This window comes from Lapillicoccus sp. (assembly GCF_046595215.1).
In the GTDB taxonomy this organism is placed as follows: Bacteria; Actinomycetota; Actinomycetes; order Actinomycetales; family Dermatophilaceae; genus Lapillicoccus.
This window is the reverse complement of the sequence record NZ_JBKJPP010000136.1, coordinates 1-15,213: the sequence shown is the minus strand read 5'-3', so window position 1 is coordinate 15,213 and position 15,213 is coordinate 1. Positions and strand designations below refer to the sequence as shown.

Sequence of the window (15,213 nt, the reverse complement as noted above, 5' to 3'; positions counted from 1 at the left end):
GCTGCCTCCCCCCAACGACGTCCCGGTCTGAGCTCACCGCGGCGCCTGGGCACCACGGTGGCCGACACCTAGGGTGAGGACATGCCGAACCGCCTTGTGAGAGCGACGAGTCCATATCTCCTTCAGCACCGCGACAACCCGGTCGAGTGGTGGGAGTGGGAACCGGCGGCCTTCGCGCAGGCCCGCGAGCGGGACGTGCCGGTCCTCCTCTCGGTGGGATACGCCGCCTGCCACTGGTGCCATGTCATGGCCCACGAGTGCTTCGAGGACGCCGAGGTCGCCGGCGTGCTCAACGCCGGCTTCGTCGCGATCAAGGTCGACCGCGAGGAGCGGCCCGACATCGACGCGGTCTACATGGCAGCGACAACGGCGACGACCGGTCACGGCGGGTGGCCGATGACGGTGCTGATGACCGCGGACGGCGACCCGTTCTACTGCGGCACCTACTTCCCCAAGGGCCAGTTCCTCCAGCTGCTCGGCGCGGTCGGCGAGGCGTGGCGGACCCAGCGGGACCAGGTCCTCGCCAGCGGGGCACACATCGCTGACGCCATCCGCACCGGGATCGCGCCGGCAGCCGCTGACGCGGTGACACGCGCGACCCTCGACCAGGCCGTAGCCACCCTGCATCGCGGATTCGACACCGCCGGGGGCGGATTCGGGGGCGCCCCGAAGTTCCCGCCGTCCATGGTCCTCGAGTTCCTGCTGCGCCACCACGGCCGCACCGGGGACCCGGTCGCGCTCGAGATGGCCTCGCGGACCTGCGAGGCGATGGCCCGCGGGGGGATCTACGACCAGCTCGGCGGCGGCTTCGCCCGGTACGCCGTGGACGCCGCCTGGGTGGTCCCCCACTTCGAGAAGATGCTCTATGACAACGCCCAGCTCGTCCGCGTCTACCTCCACTGGTGGAAGGCGACGGGGGCGGAGCTCGCACGCCGGATCGCCTGCGAGACAGCGGACTTCATCATCGGGGCGCTGGGGACGCACGAGGGCGGCTTCGCCTCCGCCCTAGATGCGGACACCGACGGCGTCGAGGGCCTGACCTATGCCTGGAGCCCGGCGCAGCTTGTCGGTGTCCTCGGTGACGAGCACGGGCGCGCAGCGGCCCGGCTGCTGTCGGTGACCGAGGCCGGGACGTTCGAGCACGGGTCCTCGACCCTGCAGCTGAGGGAGGATCCACAGGACCCGAGCTGGTGGGCTGACGCCCGGGCACGCCTGCTCACCTCGCGGGCGACCCGGCCGCAACCGGGTCGGGACGACAAGGTCGTCACGTCCTGGAACGGACTGGCCATCGCCGCCCTCGCCGACCTCGGAGCGACTCTCGGCGAGGACCGCTACGTCGAGGCGGCCGCGGCCTGTGCGAGCTTCGTGCTCGACGTCCACGTCGTCGACGGGCGGCTGCGCCGATCGTCACGGGACGGCGCCGTCGGGGCTGCTGCAGGGGTCGCAGATGACCACGGCAACCTCGCCGAGGGGCTGCAGGCCCTCTGTCAGGCCACGGGAGAGGCGCGCTGGCTCGAGGCCGCAGGCGGGCTGCTCGACGTTGCCCTCGAGCGGTTCGGGTCAGGGCAGGGGGGATTCCACGACACCGCCGACGACGCCGAGGCCCTGTTTGCCCGGCCGCACAGCGCCGCCGACAACGCCGAGCCGTCCGGTCAGTCCTCCCTCGCCGGAGCCCTGTTGGGCTACGGCGCCCTCACCGGGTCGCCGCGTCACGTGGCGGCAGCGTCCTCGGCCGTCGATGCCGGCGGATCCGTCGCGGGGCGCGACCCCCGGTTCGCCGGGTGGACGCTGGCCGTGGCGCAGGCCCGGGAGGCCGGCCCGCTCCAGGTCGCGGTGGTGGGCAGCGGACCGGCTGCGGCAGCCCTGACAGCGGTGGTCCGCCAAGCCCTCTCCCCCGGGCTCGTCCTCGTGGCCGGCGAGCCCGATGCACCCGGCATACCGTTGCTGGCCGACCGACCCCTCGTGGGCGGCGAGCCGGCGGCCTACGTGTGCCGGGGGTTTGTGTGCGACCGTCCGGTGACCACCGTGGCAGCGCTCGTCGGGGCTCTCCAACCGTCTCCGGAATGACTGCCTCTCGCCCTCAGGCAGCGAAGGACTGGCAGTCGGCAGCGTGACGCGAGAAGGCTGCTGCGGTGTCGGGCCCTCCGACGAAGAGGGCGGTGGCCCAGATGTCTGCCCAGAGGAGCGTCGTGCCCACCACGGTCATCGAACCGCTGCGCCCCACCATCGTGCCGGTGACCGGGTCGTAGAGGTGGGCGCCGCGCGCCGCCGTGCCGGAGGTCGCCACGGCGCCGACGGTGAGGGGCACGACCGCCGCGATCTTCTCGCGGTCCCGGGGGTCCTCGACCCCGATCCGCCACGGGGCGGCGTCCTCACCCACGGGTGGGACATGGAGGTGGCGCCCGACGAGGACGTCACCGCCGGCATTGACGCACCACGACGCCCCCGGGAGTGCCGTCAGTGACTCGGCCGCACGGTCGACGGCCCACCCCTTCACGAGACCGGTGGGGTCGAATCGGCGGACGCCGTCCGGACCCGGCAGATCGGTCGTGAACGCCCCGACGGTCAGTGCCTCGGCCTCGCGTCCCAGCCGCAGGGAATGCGCCAGCAGCGGGTCGGCGCGAGCGAGGCTCAGCTCGCCGCGATGGTGGCGGGAGAGCTGTGACTCCTCACGGTAGGTCGAGAAGAGGTCGTCCATCCGGGCCAGGTCGGCGAAGGCGCCCTGGACGGCCCGGGCGGTCCGTGGGTCGTCGACGCAGTCGCTGCGAACGTGGATGCTGATCGGCATCCCCATGATCTGTTCGACCCAGGCGCGTCGGCTCACAGATGGGCCTTGTCGATCGCCGACTGGAGCGACTGTGCGTAGCCATCGGAGGTGTAGGTGGCGCCCGATACCGTGTCGATCTTCGCATTCTGCGCCGAGACCGCCTCCCGGTTCAGGATCGGGACGGCCGAGCTGTTGATCATCTGGTCCCGGCGGTCCCGCATGGGCACCTGGAGGACGTCGGACGCGGTGATCTTGCCGCCGGCCACGGTGATCTGCACCTGGACCGGCCCGAAGCGGGTGTCGACCGCGTTGCCGGCGACCGTCGAGCCGCCCGTCTGGGCCGACCCAGTCGAACCGGACGCAGCCGAACCGGACGCAGCCGAACCGGACGTAGCCGAGCCGGAGCCACTGCCCGGGGCGGCCACGGAGCCGTTGTCGTCGGGCGCTGCCTCGGCGGGTGAGCCGGAGCCGTTCGAGGTGGCCGGTCCTGGGGCATCGACCGGCGCGCGGCCGCTCGTGGCGCCACCGGCTGCCACCTGCTCGGCCGGGGCCGTCGCGCTCGAGGTGGAGGTGTGATAGCTGAAGAGCAGCACGAGGACGGTGACGGTGCTGAGGATCCAGGTGACGATGCGGCGCACTTCCCGGTCTCCTTCCGGCGTGGAGGTCTGGCGGTCTGGAGGTCTTGCGGGGTCAGTAGCTGAAGCGCTCGACGTGCACGTGCTCGCGGGGCACCCCGGCCTGCTCGGCCGCGGCGACCACATGGTCCATCCACTGCGGGCTGCCGCAGACAAACACGTCCCGCTCAGCCACATCGGGCACGAGGTGGCGCAGTGCCTCGACGTCACTGAGGTGGGCAGCCGACTCCGGCAGCCAGCTCGGGCGGGTGCGCAGCCGCGATCCTGGCACGGTGAGCGCGGTGGCGCCCCGCGCTTGCGCGAGCTCGGCGAGCTCCTCGGAGAAGAGCGCCGACCCGGGATCGCGCACGCGGTGAATCAGGGTGACGTCACCCGGCTGCTGGGAGAGCTCCTCGAGCAGGGCCCGCATCGGGGTGACCCCGATGCCGGACGCCATGAGCAGGACCTTGCGCCGCGTCCGCACCCCGGCGTGGAGCCGGCCGTAGGGGCCTTCGACCGCGACCCGGCTGCCGGGGCGCAGGGACGCCAGTGCGGACGACCCGTCACCGAGGTGGGCTGCGGTGATCCGCAGGCTGTGTCCGTCCGGCGCCGCCGAGACGGAGTAGGGGTGCGAGCGCGTCCAGCCCGGCGCGCCGAGGAAGCGCCACTGCAGGAACTGGCCGGCGCGCACTCCCAGCAGGTCCAGTCGTCGGCCGGTGACGACGACCGAGGTCACGCCCTGGCCCTCGTCGACCACCTCTGAGACGACGAGCCTGTGCCGGGCGCTGCGGACCAGGGGCAGGACGACCCGGAAGGCGAGCACGGAGGCGACGGCCGCGGCATACAGGCCCCACCAGTAGACGGTGGCGGCGCGGTTGCCGATGAAGTCGAGGCCGGTCCACAGCTGGTGTGGCAGAGCGAGCCCGGCGCCGAGGTAGGCGTAGAGGTGGATCAGGTGCCACGACTCGTAGCGCAGCCGGGCGCGCGCCTTCCTCACCGACGTGACGACGACCATGCACAGCGCCCCGGTGGCGGCGAGCGCAAGGAGCATCCCCGGGTAGTTGAGGACGAAGTCCACGATGGTGCCCCAGAGGCCGAGGCTCGTCGACGCGGCATACCCGAGGGTGATCAGCACGATGTGTGCCCACAGGAGGTTGAAGGAGGTGAAGCCCACGAGGCGGTGTCGTCGGGCGAGCTCGTCCTGGCCGTAGCTGCGCTCCACGAATGGGATCCGCGCCATCAGCAGGACCTGGATGAGGAGCAGGTCGGAGGCGATGAGGCCCGTGAGCCGGCCGGTCGTCGTCAGGGCGCCGGACACCGACCCCAGCCCCTGGACGCCGCCGTTGCTGACCCAGAGTGCGACGACGACGAGCATCGACAACCAGGCGAGGACGCCGGCGGCATCCCTCCACCACGGCTGGTCGACCCGCCCTGGACGTGGCGAGCGGCGCCCCGTGGCTCCGGCAGGTCTGGTTGGCTGGGTGAGGGGATCACGGCCGGGCACGGTTGCCTCCGTCCCTGCGGTCACCGACGGGGCTGCGCTCATGGGAGAGAGTCTCGGAGGCGAACGTGTGAAGATCCTGTGGACACACCGTGGCCATGACGTGAGCAGGGCTCACCGCCGCGTCGCGCCCTCCTCCTGGAGGCGGGCAAGTCGGTGGACCACGGGCCTCGTCGCGGGATAGAGCTCGCAGTAGTCGCGGTACAGCGCGTCGTAGACCGCTCGTGTCGTCGGGTCGGGAGTCACGGTGTGCCCCGTCACCGCCCAGTTGGTCTCGGGCGGCACCAGCCCGACGCCGATGGCCGCCATCAGGGCATCCCCGTAGCACGCACCGATCGTCTGGGCCGGGACGGTCTGCTCCCTTCCCGTGACGTCGCTAACGATCTGGGTCCACAGCCCGCCCTGGGTGCCGCCACCCACCGCCACGAGTCGCTCGACGGAGTCGACGTCCCCGTCCAGGAGCTCGAGGATCTGCCGGATGCCGAAGGCGATGCCCTCATAGACGGCCCGGAAGAGGTGCCCCCGATGGTGGCGCAGGCTGAGGCCGGCGATCACCCCTCGGGCTCGGGGGTCGAAGATCGGGGTCCGTTCCCCCGCGAAGTAGGGAAGGACGAGCAGGCCGTCCGCGCCGACCGGTACCTCCCCGGCCTCTCGGACGAGCTCCTCGAAAGGAGCCCCTCCGACCAGGTCCTGCACCCACGAGGTCAGGCTCCCCGACGTCGACATCCCCGCGGCGAGGGTGTAGCTGCCGGGCTCGATCCCCGCCGTCGTCCACAGCTGGGGGTGGGTGGATAGCCCCTGGAGGACCTGGACGAGGAACATGGTCGATCCGTACATGAGCATGAGGTCACCGGGGCGGCGCACTCCCGCACTGAACGCCTCCGCCCACGCGTCGACGGTCCCGGCACAGACGGGGGTGCCGGTCGGGATGCCGGTCAGGGCTGCCGCCCGCGCCGTCACCTCCCCGACGACCTCGCTGGGCCAGGCGAGCCGGGGCATCTCCATGCCGGCCATGACGTCGTCGCTCCACGGTGCGTACCACCTGTTTGCGGAGATGTCGTAGAGCGGGTCGCACTGGCTGGCCGTGTGGTGGTCCAGGACGTACTCACCCGTGAGGCGGCGGACGACGAACGAGCTAGAGTTGAACCAGCGCGTTGCGCTGCCCCATGCCTGCGGTTCGTGACGCTGGACCCACAAGGCCTTCGGCCCGACCGCCTGGGTCGACAGGGGCGTGCCGCCACGAGCGAGGATCTCCTCGGCTCCGTAACGCGCAGTGAGTTCCTCGATCTCGGCGGTGGCCCGCATGTCGATGCCGTAGAGGATGGCCGGACGCACCGGCCGGTCGTCGTCGTCACACAGGACCAGGCACGGCCCGACCCCACTGACGCACAGGCCGACGACCGTGGCTCCCTGCGTCTGGGGAAGCAGCTCACGGCACAGAGCCACGACGTCTTCCCACCAGACCGCCGCTGCGTCCACCTCGGCCCATCCCGGACGGGGCATGGACATCGAGTGGGGCCGCTGACGCGTCGCCGTGGCGAGGATCTCGCCGTCCGGGCGTGCCACGACGCCCTTCGAGCTCCCCGTACCCATGTCGATTCCGAGCAGGACCTCGTTCACCATCCACCCTCCGCCGTGTGCCGATCGCTGCCCTGATCGTAGGCACACGGAGGGGGCTGGTCAGCCCCGCCCCTCAGCGTCCGTGGGAGGCCAGGGAACGCCTGGCCACGGAGTCGATGGACACGGCTGCGACAAGCACCAGTCCGGCGACCATGAATCGGAATGACGAGTCGAGGTTGAGCAGCGTCAGGCCGCTGGAGATGGACTGGATGACGACCATGCCAAGGAGCGCGGAGAACGCCGAGCCGCGCCCCCCGAAGAGGCTCGTGCCACCGATGACGGCAGCGGCGATCGCGTTGAGGTTGTCATCCCCCGTGCCACTGCTCTGGTTCGCTGCCGCGAGACGTGACGCCGCGAGGACCCCGCCGACCGCGGCGAGCGTCGAGCACGCGACGAAGGCCCAGCGGTAGACGGTCCGAGAGACACCAGCCCGGGGAGGGACCCGCGCCGAGGTTAGGTCCAGATACCGAGCAGCTGGGCCGAGATCCGGATGATGAAGGCGGACACGACGACGATGAACACGGTGCGGACGAAACGGCTCCCGAGCCGGACCGCGGTCCGGGCGCCGAGGTAGCCGCCACAGAGGTTCATCACCCCCATGACGAGTCCGATGGTCACCATGACGTGGCCCCCGGGGGCGAAGACGGTCAGCGCACCCAGATTCGTGGCGACGTTGGCGATCTTCGCCTTGGCGCTCGCCTCGAGGAAGGCGTAGCCCATCAACCCGACGAGGGCGAAGACGAGGAACGATCCGGTGCCCGGGCCGAGGGCGCCGTCGTAGATGCCGATGACGAACCCCGTCATGACGGCGACGAGCGTGTGCCGGTGGCCCGAGTAGCGCAGGGACGTCGTCTGCCCGAGCTGGGGCCTGATGAGCGTGTAGGCCCCGACCCCCACGAGACAGACGAGGATGATCGGGTTGAACGCGCTCCTGGGGATGCGCAGGCCGATGAGCGCCCCGGCGACCGCGCCGACGTAGGCGACGGCGGCCATCGGCAGCGCGGTCCGTAGGTCGGGCCGCACCCGCCGGTAGTAGGTCACGGCGCTCGTCGCCGTGCCGAAGATCGAGCCGAACTTGTTGGTGGCGAGGATCTGCGCCGGGGTCGCGTTCGGGAAGCCGAGCAGCAGCGCGGGCAGCTGGATCAGCCCACCCCCGCCCACGACCGCGTCGACCCAGCCGGCGAGGAACGCCGCGGCGCCCATGAGCCCGACGGTGAGCAGGGTCGGGTCGTCCATCGGCGTCACCGGCCCACCACGTCAGGAGCGCCAGGCGGCGACGATGGCCAGGACGTCGAGCAGCTCGTGCGCCACTGCGTCGGGGGTGGCCTCGTGCGAGACCTGCTGGTCCTCGGGGATGTCGCTGTGCGGCACCCAGACCGCGCGCATTCCCACGGACTGCGGTCCGTGGACGTCCTCGTAGGACCGGTCGCCGACATAGACGCAGTCGACGGGCTCGACTCCGACGGCGGCGGCCGCCGCGCGGAAGATCTGCGGCGACGGCTTCACCCACGGCGTCTCACTCGAGTAGACGTCGGCATCGAGGAGTCCGAGGACCCCGTCGCGGGCGAAGATCTCGCGGTGGTAGCCGCGGTCCCAGATCGTGTTCGACAGGACACCAACCCGGATCCCGTTGTCGCGCAGACCTTCCCACAGTGGCTTGATCTGCGGGTCGGTCCAGGTGTGCGGTTCCCAGTACGCGCGGTATGCCGTGAGCCCGGCTTCGTGGCGCGGGTCACCACCGTGGACGCCTGCCTCCGCGAGGATCTCGTCGAGGCGTGCGGAGGCGTGGCCCTCGTGCCTGCCACGCCTCCAGCCGGCGTCCTCGGCGGCGTGGATCCGCGCGGCAAGATCGGCGGCGAGGGCGGGGTCGTCGACGTGGAACCGGCTTGCGAACACGTGCCACTGCTCGACGAGGTCGACCGTGTGCCAGGGCGTGATCGTGCCGCCCCAGTCGAAGATGACCGCCCCGACGGTCCTGCTCACGGGGCGCGGGTGCCGCGGACCTCGGCCAGCACCTCGCGGACGGCGCTCGCCACCTCGACGATGCGTCGCTCCCCGCTGCGCCGGTCCTTGATCTCGACGGTGCCGTCGGCCAGACCACGCCCGACGACGACGATCGTCGGGACGCCGATCAGCTCGGAGTCCTTGAACTTCACCCCGGGGCTGACGCCCCTGCGGTCGTCGTAGATCACCTCGAGGCCCTCCGCCTCCAGGCCCTCGGTGATCTCTCGCGCCTTGAGGAAGACCTCGTCGTCCTTGCCGGTCGCCAGCACGTGCACGTCGGCCGGTGCGATCTCGCGCGGCCAGACGAGGCCGAACTCGTCGTGGTTGCCCTCGGCGACGCAGGCCACGGCCCGGGAGACCCCGACCCCGTAGGACCCCATGGTGACCGTGACGAGCTTGCCGTTCTCGTCCAGGACCTTGAGTCCGAGCGACTCGGCATACTTCCTGCCGAGCTGGAAGATGTGTCCCATCTCGATGCCGCGCGCCGCGACGAGGCCGTGCCCGCAGCTCGGGCACTCGTCCCCCTCGCGGATCTCGGCGGCCTCGATCACCCCGTCCGGCGTGAAGTCGCGGCCGGCGACGAGGTCGACGACGTGCTTGCCGGGGATGTTCGCTCCGGCGACCCAGCGGGTGCCGTCGACGATGCGCGGGTCCACGAGGAAGCGGACCCTGGCCTCCTTGTCGGCGCCGAGGGCCTGCGGGCCCAGGTAGCCCTTCACGATGGCCGGGTGCTTGTCGAAGGCCTCGAACGTGGTGGCGACAGACGGATCGAGCTGGGCGCCGAGCCGCTTCTCGTCGACGTCGCGGTCGCCGGGCACGCCGATCGCGAGGATCTCCGTCGAGTCGTCCGGGTGGGTCACCGTGACCAGGACGATCTTCAGCGTGTCCGCTGCGGCCCACGGACGGTCCGCACGCGGCTCGTGGGCGTTGAGGTGGCCCACCAGGCTCGCGATGGTCGGGGTGCCCGGGGTGTCCACGACCTGGCTGACGGGGGCGTCCGTCCAGTCCAGGACGGGCGGGACGGGCACCTTGACGGCCTCGACGTTCGCGGCATACCCGCAGTGTGGGCAGGTGACGTAGGTGTCCTCGCCGTTCTCCGCGGTGGCGAGGAACTCCTCGCTCTTGCTGCCGCCCATGGCTCCGGCCATCGCGGCGACGATGACGTAGTGGAAGCCGAGCCGGTCGAAGATCCTGACGTAGGCCTCACGGTGGAGGTCGTAGGCCTTGTCGAGGCCGGCATCGTCGACGGCGAAGGAGTAGGAGTCCTTCATGATGAACTCGCGCCCGCGCAGGAGCCCGGCACGAGGACGTGCCTCGTCGCGGTACTTCGTCTGGATCTGGTAGATCGACAGTGGCAGGTCCTTGTAGGAGGAGTAGAGGTCCTTCACCGTGAGGGTGAACATCTCCTCGTGCGTCGGCCCGAGGAGGTAGTCGGCGCCCTTGCGGTCCTTGAGGCGAAAGATGTTGGGGCCGTACTCCGTCCAGCGACCCGAGGCGTCGAACGGCTCGCGCGGCAGCAGGGCCGGGAAGAGCAGCTCCTGCGAGCCGATCGCGTCCATCTCGTCGCGGACGATCCGCTCGACGCGGCGCAGCACCCTGAGGCCGAGCGGCAGCCACGTGTAGATGCCGGGGCTGACGCGGCGGATGTAGCCGGCCCGCACGAGCAGCCGGTGGCTCGGCACCTCAGCGTCGGCCGGGTCCTCGCGCAGGGTCCGCAGGAACAGGGTCGACATACGCAGTGCCACGGAGGGCTCCTCGAGGTGGTGGGGACGAGCCTGAGCAGGATATCCGTGCCCGGTATGCCGTTCACACCAGTTCCGCCGCCCGCTGCCCCGCCCGCGTCGGACCTGTGGATGAGCGCCGGCCCGCCAGCCCGTCCTCGTGGATGCTCGAGCCATGGATCGGGAGGCCCTCAATGCGCTTGCCCTGGGCCAGTTCGCGCTGCTCATCCGCCGGCAGCTCCTCGCCCACGGCGTGCCCGCGAGGCGCATCGACTGGAAGGTCAGGTCGAAGCGATGGGTGACGGTCCACCCCGGGGTCTACCTCACTGCCCCCGGCCGCAACGACCGGCCGATGCGTTCCATGGCAGCAGTGCTGGCGGCGGTCGACGGCGCAGTGCTGTCGAAAGCTCCGCGGGCTTCTCCCTGGGCCTGCGCAAGGCGCCCGCCCCCGTGATCGAGGTCCTCCTCCCCCATACCCGCCGGGTGAGAGGGGTGGACGGGGTCGATGTCCAGCGGTGCCGCGACCTGGCCCGACGGACCGACGAGCACGCCCATCCGCCGCGGACACCGTCGAGCACACCGTGCTCGACCTCGCCGAGGGAGGCACCGCCGACGAGGCGATCGCGCTGGCGGCGCTGGCCTGCCGGAGAGGGCTGACCTGGGACGAGGCACTGTTGGCCACCCCGGCGCGTCGGAGGGGCCACCGTTGGGGCACTCTCCTCACCGAGGCGCTCGTCGACATCGGGGCCGGGGCGCAGAGCACGTTCGAGGTGCGCTACGTCCGTGACGTCGAGCGGGCCCACGGGCTGCCTCCCGGCCGGCCCCGCAGTCCACGGGTGGCAGCCGGGGGGCATCACCACTACGAGTATACCGAGCAGCGGGTCCTGGTGGAACTCGACGGGATGGCCTTCCACTCGAGCGCGCAGGCGCGGCTGAGCGACGGGCGGCGTGACCGGGCAACGGTGAGCGAGGGCTGGGCCACACCGCGGGCGTTCTGGCCCGATGTCGCAGTCACCCCCTGCGCGTTGGCGCTCGACATCGGCGCGTTGCTGGTGACGCGGGGATGGGACGGCCCTCCCAGAGCCTGTCTCCGGCGGGGGTGCGTCATCGAGACAGGGCCTGGGGAAACCTGACCACACCCCGCTGTCGTCAGGTTTCCCCACGAACCCGGCCGCTTGCGCCCCGGGGCTCAGCGGAGGCGGCCGGCGGCCTTCAGGGCGGTGCGGATGAGTGGCACCTGCAGCGGCAGGCGGGCGATCGTGGCAACGCACACGGCCAGCTTCATGGCGTCGGCGGAGTCCCGACGGGCCCGCTTCTCGGCGGTTGCTGCCATCTGGACGTTCGCGGGCAGGACCGCCAGGAGGACCGCCGCGCTCCCCCATCCCGCGATCCTGCGGGTCCGGGGGTGGAGCAGACCTGCCGCGCAGACCAGCTCGGCGACTCCGGAGACGTAGATGAGCTGCCGGGGCCCCGGCAGCGACCTGGGGACCATCGGCTCCATCACCGCGGGACGCACGAGGTGCACCACACCAGAGGTGAAGAACATCGCCGCGAGCCCCGCCATCTCCCTGGTCAGGGCGGGGGTGTCGGAGTGTGGATCGGGGGGTCCCATGCCCCCATCAAACCAGCGCTTCCCCCGAGCCGGGGACCAGGGCGGCTCAGGGAGGCCGTCGCAGGGACGAGCCCCGCACGATGAGCAGGGTCGGGACGACGAACGTGCGGGGCGCGCTCGTGTCCCCGTCGAGGCGGGCGAAGATCTGCTGCACCGCGCGCTGGCCGAGGGCGGCCGGGTCCTGGTGGATCACGGTGACGGGCGGCTCGAGGAAATCGGCCAGCTCGAAGTCGTCATAGCCGACGAGCGCGAAGGTCGACCCGAGCTGACGCATCGCGCGCAGCACGTCGAGCGTGACCCTGTTGTTGCCGGTGACCAGCGCGGTGACCGGGGCGGGCCCGCACCCCCACTCACGCAGCATGGCCGTCACCTCGTCGGGGCGATAGGGCCCGAGAGCCGTGCGGGAGGGACCGGGTAGGCCGAGCGACTCGCACGCCGCGACGAAGGCGGTGCAGCGGCGCTGGGCCGTCCAGATCGCCGCGTCGTCACCGAGGAAGCCGATCCGTTCGTGGCGGCGGGCAGCGAGGTGCTCGACGGCGCTGCGCGTGCCGCCGTCGTTGTCCCCGAGGACGGCGTCCACGGCCAGGCCCGGTGACGGGGAGTCGACGCAGACCACGGGGATGTCCAGGGCGGCGCGGCGGATCGCCTCGCTCGGCTCCGCCGTCGCCGGGACGACGATGAGGCCCTCGACCCGACGCGCAACCAGGGCGTCGACGAGCTGTGACTCGCGCTCGCTCGACCCCTCGGCGGACGCGGAGACCAGCAGGTGCTGATGCAGCCGTGCCTCCTGCTCGATCGACGAGGCGAGGTGGGAGTACCAGGGATTGGCCAGGTCCTCGACGATGAGGCCGATGCTCGTGGACCGGCCCTTGCGGAGCGTGCTGGCGCCCTCGTTTCGGTGGAAGCCGAGCTGCTCGATGACCTCGCGGACCCGTCGGGCCGTCTCCGGTCGCACCCCGTCCTCGCGGTTGACCACCCTCGACACCGTCTTGATCGAGACGTGGGCGAGGGTCGCCACGTCCGCCATCGTCGGTCGGGAGGGACGCTCGAACGGCACCCGCCCCGGCCCCCTCGGTGACAACGTTGACATGGTGCCCAACTATCTGTGGGACCTGTCTCTTCGTCAAGTGCCGGACGACGAACTGCCACTTGGCCCGACGGAACCCGTGACGGACATGATCCACGTGCCGCAGGGTGCACCTTGACGGGACAGCCCTTGATGGGGTTCAGTTTGCTCGATTGCCTGACAACGATGTCATCGTCGATGACGACCAGGTGGAATGAGGTGCCCCACGGTGGAGCCAGCACGCGATCCATTGTTATCGGCTTGTGACGGCACGAATCACCCGAACCCCCACCCGGCAGCGAGGGCAGTGCGTCAGAATCAGGGTTCCTTCGTGACGGCGTCGTGGCCGTGGGAAAGGGTGCCAACCAGATGAGCATCGATGCCGGGCCCCGAGGCCCCCAGGGCGTCAGCCCGACCGATCCCGTCCTGACCTCCCCCGGGACGGTCATCCTTGAGATGAAGGACATCACCAAGGAGTTCCCGGGCGTCAAGGCGCTCGCGAACGTCTCGATGGTCGTCCGCCGGGGCGAGGTCCAGGCCATCTGCGGGGAGAACGGCGCCGGCAAGTCCACCCTGATGAAGGTGCTGTCCGGGGTCCACCCGAACGGCAGCTACACGGGCGACATCCTCTTCGACGGCAACGCCGTCGCGTTCAACAACATCCGCGACAGCGAGCACGCCGGGATCGTCATCATCCACCAGGAGCTCGCGCTCACCCCCGAGCTGTCGATCGCCGAGAACATCTTCCTCGGCAACGAGGTCACCAAGGGTGGCGTCATCAACTGGATGACCACCCGCGCCCGGTCGCGTGAGCTCCTCGCCCGCGTGGGCCTGTCCGAGGACCCCGACACCAAGGTGCGCGACATCGGGGTCGGCAAGCAGCAGCTCGTGGAGATCGCGAAGGCCCTTTCCAAGGACGTCAAGCTGCTCATCCTCGACGAGCCCACGGCGGCCCTGAACGAGGGAGACTCCCAGCACCTGCTCGACCTCATCGCAGGGCTGCGCTCGAAGGGCGTCACCTGCATCATGATCAGCCACAAGCTCAACGAGATCGAGCAGATCGCCGACGCGATCACCATCATCCGGGACGGCAGGTCCATCGAGACCCTGCGGGTCAAGGAGGACGGCGTCGACGAGAACCGGATCATCCGCGGGATGGTCGGGCGCGACCTCGAGTCCCGCTTCCCCGACCACACCCCGGACATCGGCGAGACGTTGTTCGAGGTCCGCCACTGGACGGTGCGTCACCCGAGCGTCCCGGACCGGCTCGTGTGCAAGGGCAGCAGCTTCACCGTGCGCCGCGGCGAGATCGTCGGCTTCGCCGGGCTCATGGGCGCCGGCCGCACCGAGCTGATGCGCAGCCTGTTCGGCCGCTCCTACGGCATCTACCTCGGTGGCTCGATGTTCATGAACGGCAAGGAGCTCACGCTTCGGCACGTCTCGGACGCCATCGACGCCGGACTGGCCTACGTCACCGAGGACCGCAAGAGTCTGGGCCTGAACCTCCTCGACGACATCAAGCGGACCACCGTGTCGGCCCGTCTCAAGCGGATCACCCACGGGCTGGCCGTCAACGAGCGTGAGGAGTACACCTTCGCAGAGGGCTACCGCAAGTCGCTGCGGACCAAGGCACCCAACGTCGACGAGGGCGTGAACAAGCTCTCCGGCGGCAACCAGCAGAAGGTCGTCCTGGCCAAGTGGCTCTTCACCGAGCCCGACCTGCTCATCCTCGACGAGCCGACCCGCGGCATCGACGTCGGCGCCAAGTTCGAGATCTACGGGATCATCCAGCGGATGGCCGCGGAGGGGAAGGGCGTCATCCTCGTCTCCTCGGAGCTCCCCGAGCTCATCGGCCTCTCCGACCGCATCTACACCATCAACGAGGGCGCCATCACCGGTGTCCTGACGCGTGAGCAGGCCGACCAGGAGTCGCTGATGCGGCTCATGACCCGCTCCAAGGGCGCCACCGGCGACCGCGCCACCGCCTGAGACCAGCGACGAGACGACAGGATCCCCATGAACGCAGTCAAGAAGATCTTTGCCGGCGACACCCGCCAGCTCGGGATGATCTTCGCCCTCGTGGCGCTTATCATCTTCTTCCAGCTCTGGACCGGCGGGCTCACGCTCACGCCCGACAACGTCATCAACATCTTCCAGCAGAACTCCTACATCCTCGTGCTCGCGATCGGCATGGTGCTCGTCATCATCGCCGGCCACATCGACCTCTCGGTCGGGTCGGTCGCCGCCTTCGTCGGCATCTCCGTCGCCATCGCGATGCGCGACTGGGGCCTGTCCTGGTGGATGGGCA

The 15,213-nt window shown here is 70.6% G+C and carries 15 protein-coding genes and 1 pseudogene; 6 read left to right on the top strand and 10 right to left on the bottom strand.

The window, feature by feature from the left end; translation table 11 throughout:
* The first annotated feature begins 81 nt into the window (after nucleotides 1-81).
* The gene (locus ACLL9L_RS12050) at nucleotides 82-2,067 is read left to right on the top strand and encodes a thioredoxin domain-containing protein (protein WP_411284900.1); all 1,986 of its coding nucleotides are present in this window, start codon (nucleotides 82-84) and stop codon (nucleotides 2,065-2,067) included.
* Between the two features lie 13 nt (nucleotides 2,068-2,080).
* On the opposite strand, the gene ACLL9L_RS12045 is transcribed toward ACLL9L_RS12050, so the two are convergent.
* From ACLL9L_RS12045 to ACLL9L_RS12025, 5 genes are all read right to left on the bottom strand, one after another.
* On the bottom strand, nucleotides 2,081-2,824 hold the full coding sequence (locus ACLL9L_RS12045) for an FAD:protein FMN transferase (RefSeq protein ID WP_411284899.1): 744 nt from the start codon (nucleotides 2,822-2,824) through the stop codon (nucleotides 2,081-2,083).
* Nucleotides 2,821-3,405, bottom strand: coding sequence for an FMN-binding protein (locus ACLL9L_RS12040; protein ID WP_411284898.1), 585 nt, complete (start codon nucleotides 3,403-3,405; stop codon nucleotides 2,821-2,823). Before ACLL9L_RS12040 ends, ACLL9L_RS12045 begins: the two co-directional genes overlap by 4 nt.
* Nucleotides 3,406-3,457: 52 nt before the next feature.
* A complete protein-coding gene (locus tag ACLL9L_RS12035; protein WP_411284897.1) occupies nucleotides 3,458-4,927 on the bottom strand; it encodes a ferric reductase-like transmembrane domain-containing protein in 1,470 nt (489 codons plus the stop codon).
* A gap of 69 nt (nucleotides 4,928-4,996) precedes the next feature.
* Nucleotides 4,997-6,505, bottom strand: coding sequence for an FGGY-family carbohydrate kinase (locus tag ACLL9L_RS12030; protein WP_411284896.1), 1,509 nt, complete (start codon nucleotides 6,503-6,505; stop codon nucleotides 4,997-4,999).
* A 70-nt stretch (nucleotides 6,506-6,575) separates the two neighbouring features.
* Entirely contained in the window at nucleotides 6,576-6,722 is a 147-nt protein-coding gene (locus ACLL9L_RS12025) for a hypothetical protein (protein ID WP_411284895.1), read from the bottom strand.
* Between ACLL9L_RS12025 and ACLL9L_RS12020 the strand changes: the two genes are divergently transcribed.
* The gene (locus ACLL9L_RS12020) at nucleotides 6,712-6,912 is read left to right on the top strand and encodes a hypothetical protein (protein ID WP_411284894.1); all 201 of its coding nucleotides are present in this window, start codon (nucleotides 6,712-6,714) and stop codon (nucleotides 6,910-6,912) included. The genes ACLL9L_RS12025 and ACLL9L_RS12020 overlap by 11 nt on opposite strands.
* A 43-nt stretch (nucleotides 6,913-6,955) precedes the next feature.
* Here the strand turns inward: ACLL9L_RS12020 and ACLL9L_RS12015 are convergent, their stop codons facing one another.
* Genes ACLL9L_RS12015 through ACLL9L_RS12005 form a run of 3 tightly spaced genes read right to left on the bottom strand, consistent with a single transcriptional unit; the run spans nucleotide 6,956 to nucleotide 10,251 of the window.
* Entirely contained in the window at nucleotides 6,956-7,738 is a 783-nt protein-coding gene (locus tag ACLL9L_RS12015) for a sulfite exporter TauE/SafE family protein (protein WP_411284893.1), read from the bottom strand.
* Nucleotides 7,739-7,759: 21 nt separating this feature from the next.
* Nucleotides 7,760-8,485, bottom strand: a complete 726-nt coding sequence (locus ACLL9L_RS12010) for an HAD family hydrolase (protein WP_411284892.1) — start codon at nucleotides 8,483-8,485, stop codon at nucleotides 7,760-7,762.
* Nucleotides 8,482-10,251 (bottom strand): proline--tRNA ligase, encoded by a 1,770-nt coding sequence (locus ACLL9L_RS12005; RefSeq protein ID WP_411284891.1) that lies wholly within the window; start codon nucleotides 10,249-10,251, stop codon nucleotides 8,482-8,484. Before ACLL9L_RS12005 ends, ACLL9L_RS12010 begins: the two co-directional genes overlap by 4 nt.
* A gap of 151 nt (nucleotides 10,252-10,402) precedes the next feature.
* Here ACLL9L_RS12005 and ACLL9L_RS12000 point away from each other — a divergent pair, with 151 nt between their 5' ends.
* On the top strand, nucleotides 10,403-10,681 hold the full coding sequence (locus ACLL9L_RS12000) for a type IV toxin-antitoxin system AbiEi family antitoxin domain-containing protein (protein ID WP_411284890.1): 279 nt from the start codon (nucleotides 10,403-10,405) through the stop codon (nucleotides 10,679-10,681).
* Nucleotides 10,682-10,808: 127 nt separating this feature from the next.
* Nucleotides 10,809-11,360, top strand: a complete 552-nt coding sequence (locus ACLL9L_RS11995) for a hypothetical protein (RefSeq protein ID WP_411284889.1) — start codon at nucleotides 10,809-10,811, stop codon at nucleotides 11,358-11,360.
* A 56-nt stretch (nucleotides 11,361-11,416) separates the two neighbouring features.
* On the opposite strand, the gene ACLL9L_RS11990 is transcribed toward ACLL9L_RS11995, so the two are convergent.
* The gene (locus tag ACLL9L_RS11990) at nucleotides 11,417-11,839 is read right to left on the bottom strand and encodes a DoxX family protein (protein WP_411284888.1); all 423 of its coding nucleotides are present in this window, start codon (nucleotides 11,837-11,839) and stop codon (nucleotides 11,417-11,419) included.
* A gap of 46 nt (nucleotides 11,840-11,885) precedes the next feature.
* Nucleotides 11,886-12,866 (bottom strand): LacI family DNA-binding transcriptional regulator, encoded by a 981-nt coding sequence (locus ACLL9L_RS11985; protein WP_411284902.1) that lies wholly within the window; start codon nucleotides 12,864-12,866, stop codon nucleotides 11,886-11,888.
* 495 nt (nucleotides 12,867-13,361) lie between these two features.
* On the opposite strand from ACLL9L_RS11985, the gene mmsA reads away from it, so the two are divergent.
* Complete coding sequence (gene mmsA, locus ACLL9L_RS11980) at nucleotides 13,362-14,894, top strand: multiple monosaccharide ABC transporter ATP-binding protein (RefSeq protein WP_411284901.1); 1,533 nt, start codon at nucleotides 13,362-13,364, stop codon at nucleotides 14,892-14,894.
* 27 nt (nucleotides 14,895-14,921) lie between these two features.
* Nucleotides 14,922-15,213 (top strand): annotated as a pseudogene (locus ACLL9L_RS11975) (sugar ABC transporter permease); the annotation flags it as partial.

Bases quoted from the DNA above. Each gene is read 5' to 3' on its own strand.
- ACLL9L_RS12050 (WP_411284900.1), top strand. From the start codon at position 82: ATGCCGAACCGCCTTGTGAGAGCGACGAGTCCATATCTCCTTCAGCAC.
- ACLL9L_RS12035 (WP_411284897.1), bottom strand. From the start codon at position 4,927: ATGAGCGCAGCCCCGTCGGTGACCGCAGGGACGGAGGCAACCGTGCCC.
- ACLL9L_RS12030 (WP_411284896.1), bottom strand. From the start codon at position 6,505: ATGGTGAACGAGGTCCTGCTCGGAATCGACATGGGTACGGGGAGCTCG.
- ACLL9L_RS12020 (WP_411284894.1), top strand. From the start codon at position 6,712: ATGACGACCATGCCAAGGAGCGCGGAGAACGCCGAGCCGCGCCCCCCG.
- ACLL9L_RS12025 (WP_411284895.1), bottom strand. From the start codon at position 6,722: ATGGTCGTCATCCAGTCCATCTCCAGCGGCCTGACGCTGCTCAACCTC.
- ACLL9L_RS12015 (WP_411284893.1), bottom strand. From the start codon at position 7,738: ATGGACGACCCGACCCTGCTCACCGTCGGGCTCATGGGCGCCGCGGCG.
- ACLL9L_RS12000 (WP_411284890.1), top strand. From the start codon at position 10,403: ATGGATCGGGAGGCCCTCAATGCGCTTGCCCTGGGCCAGTTCGCGCTG.
- ACLL9L_RS11990 (WP_411284888.1), bottom strand. From the start codon at position 11,839: ATGGGACCCCCCGATCCACACTCCGACACCCCCGCCCTGACCAGGGAG.
- ACLL9L_RS11985 (WP_411284902.1), bottom strand. From the start codon at position 12,866: ATGGCGGACGTGGCGACCCTCGCCCACGTCTCGATCAAGACGGTGTCG.
- mmsA (WP_411284901.1), top strand. From the start codon at position 13,362: ATGAAGGACATCACCAAGGAGTTCCCGGGCGTCAAGGCGCTCGCGAAC.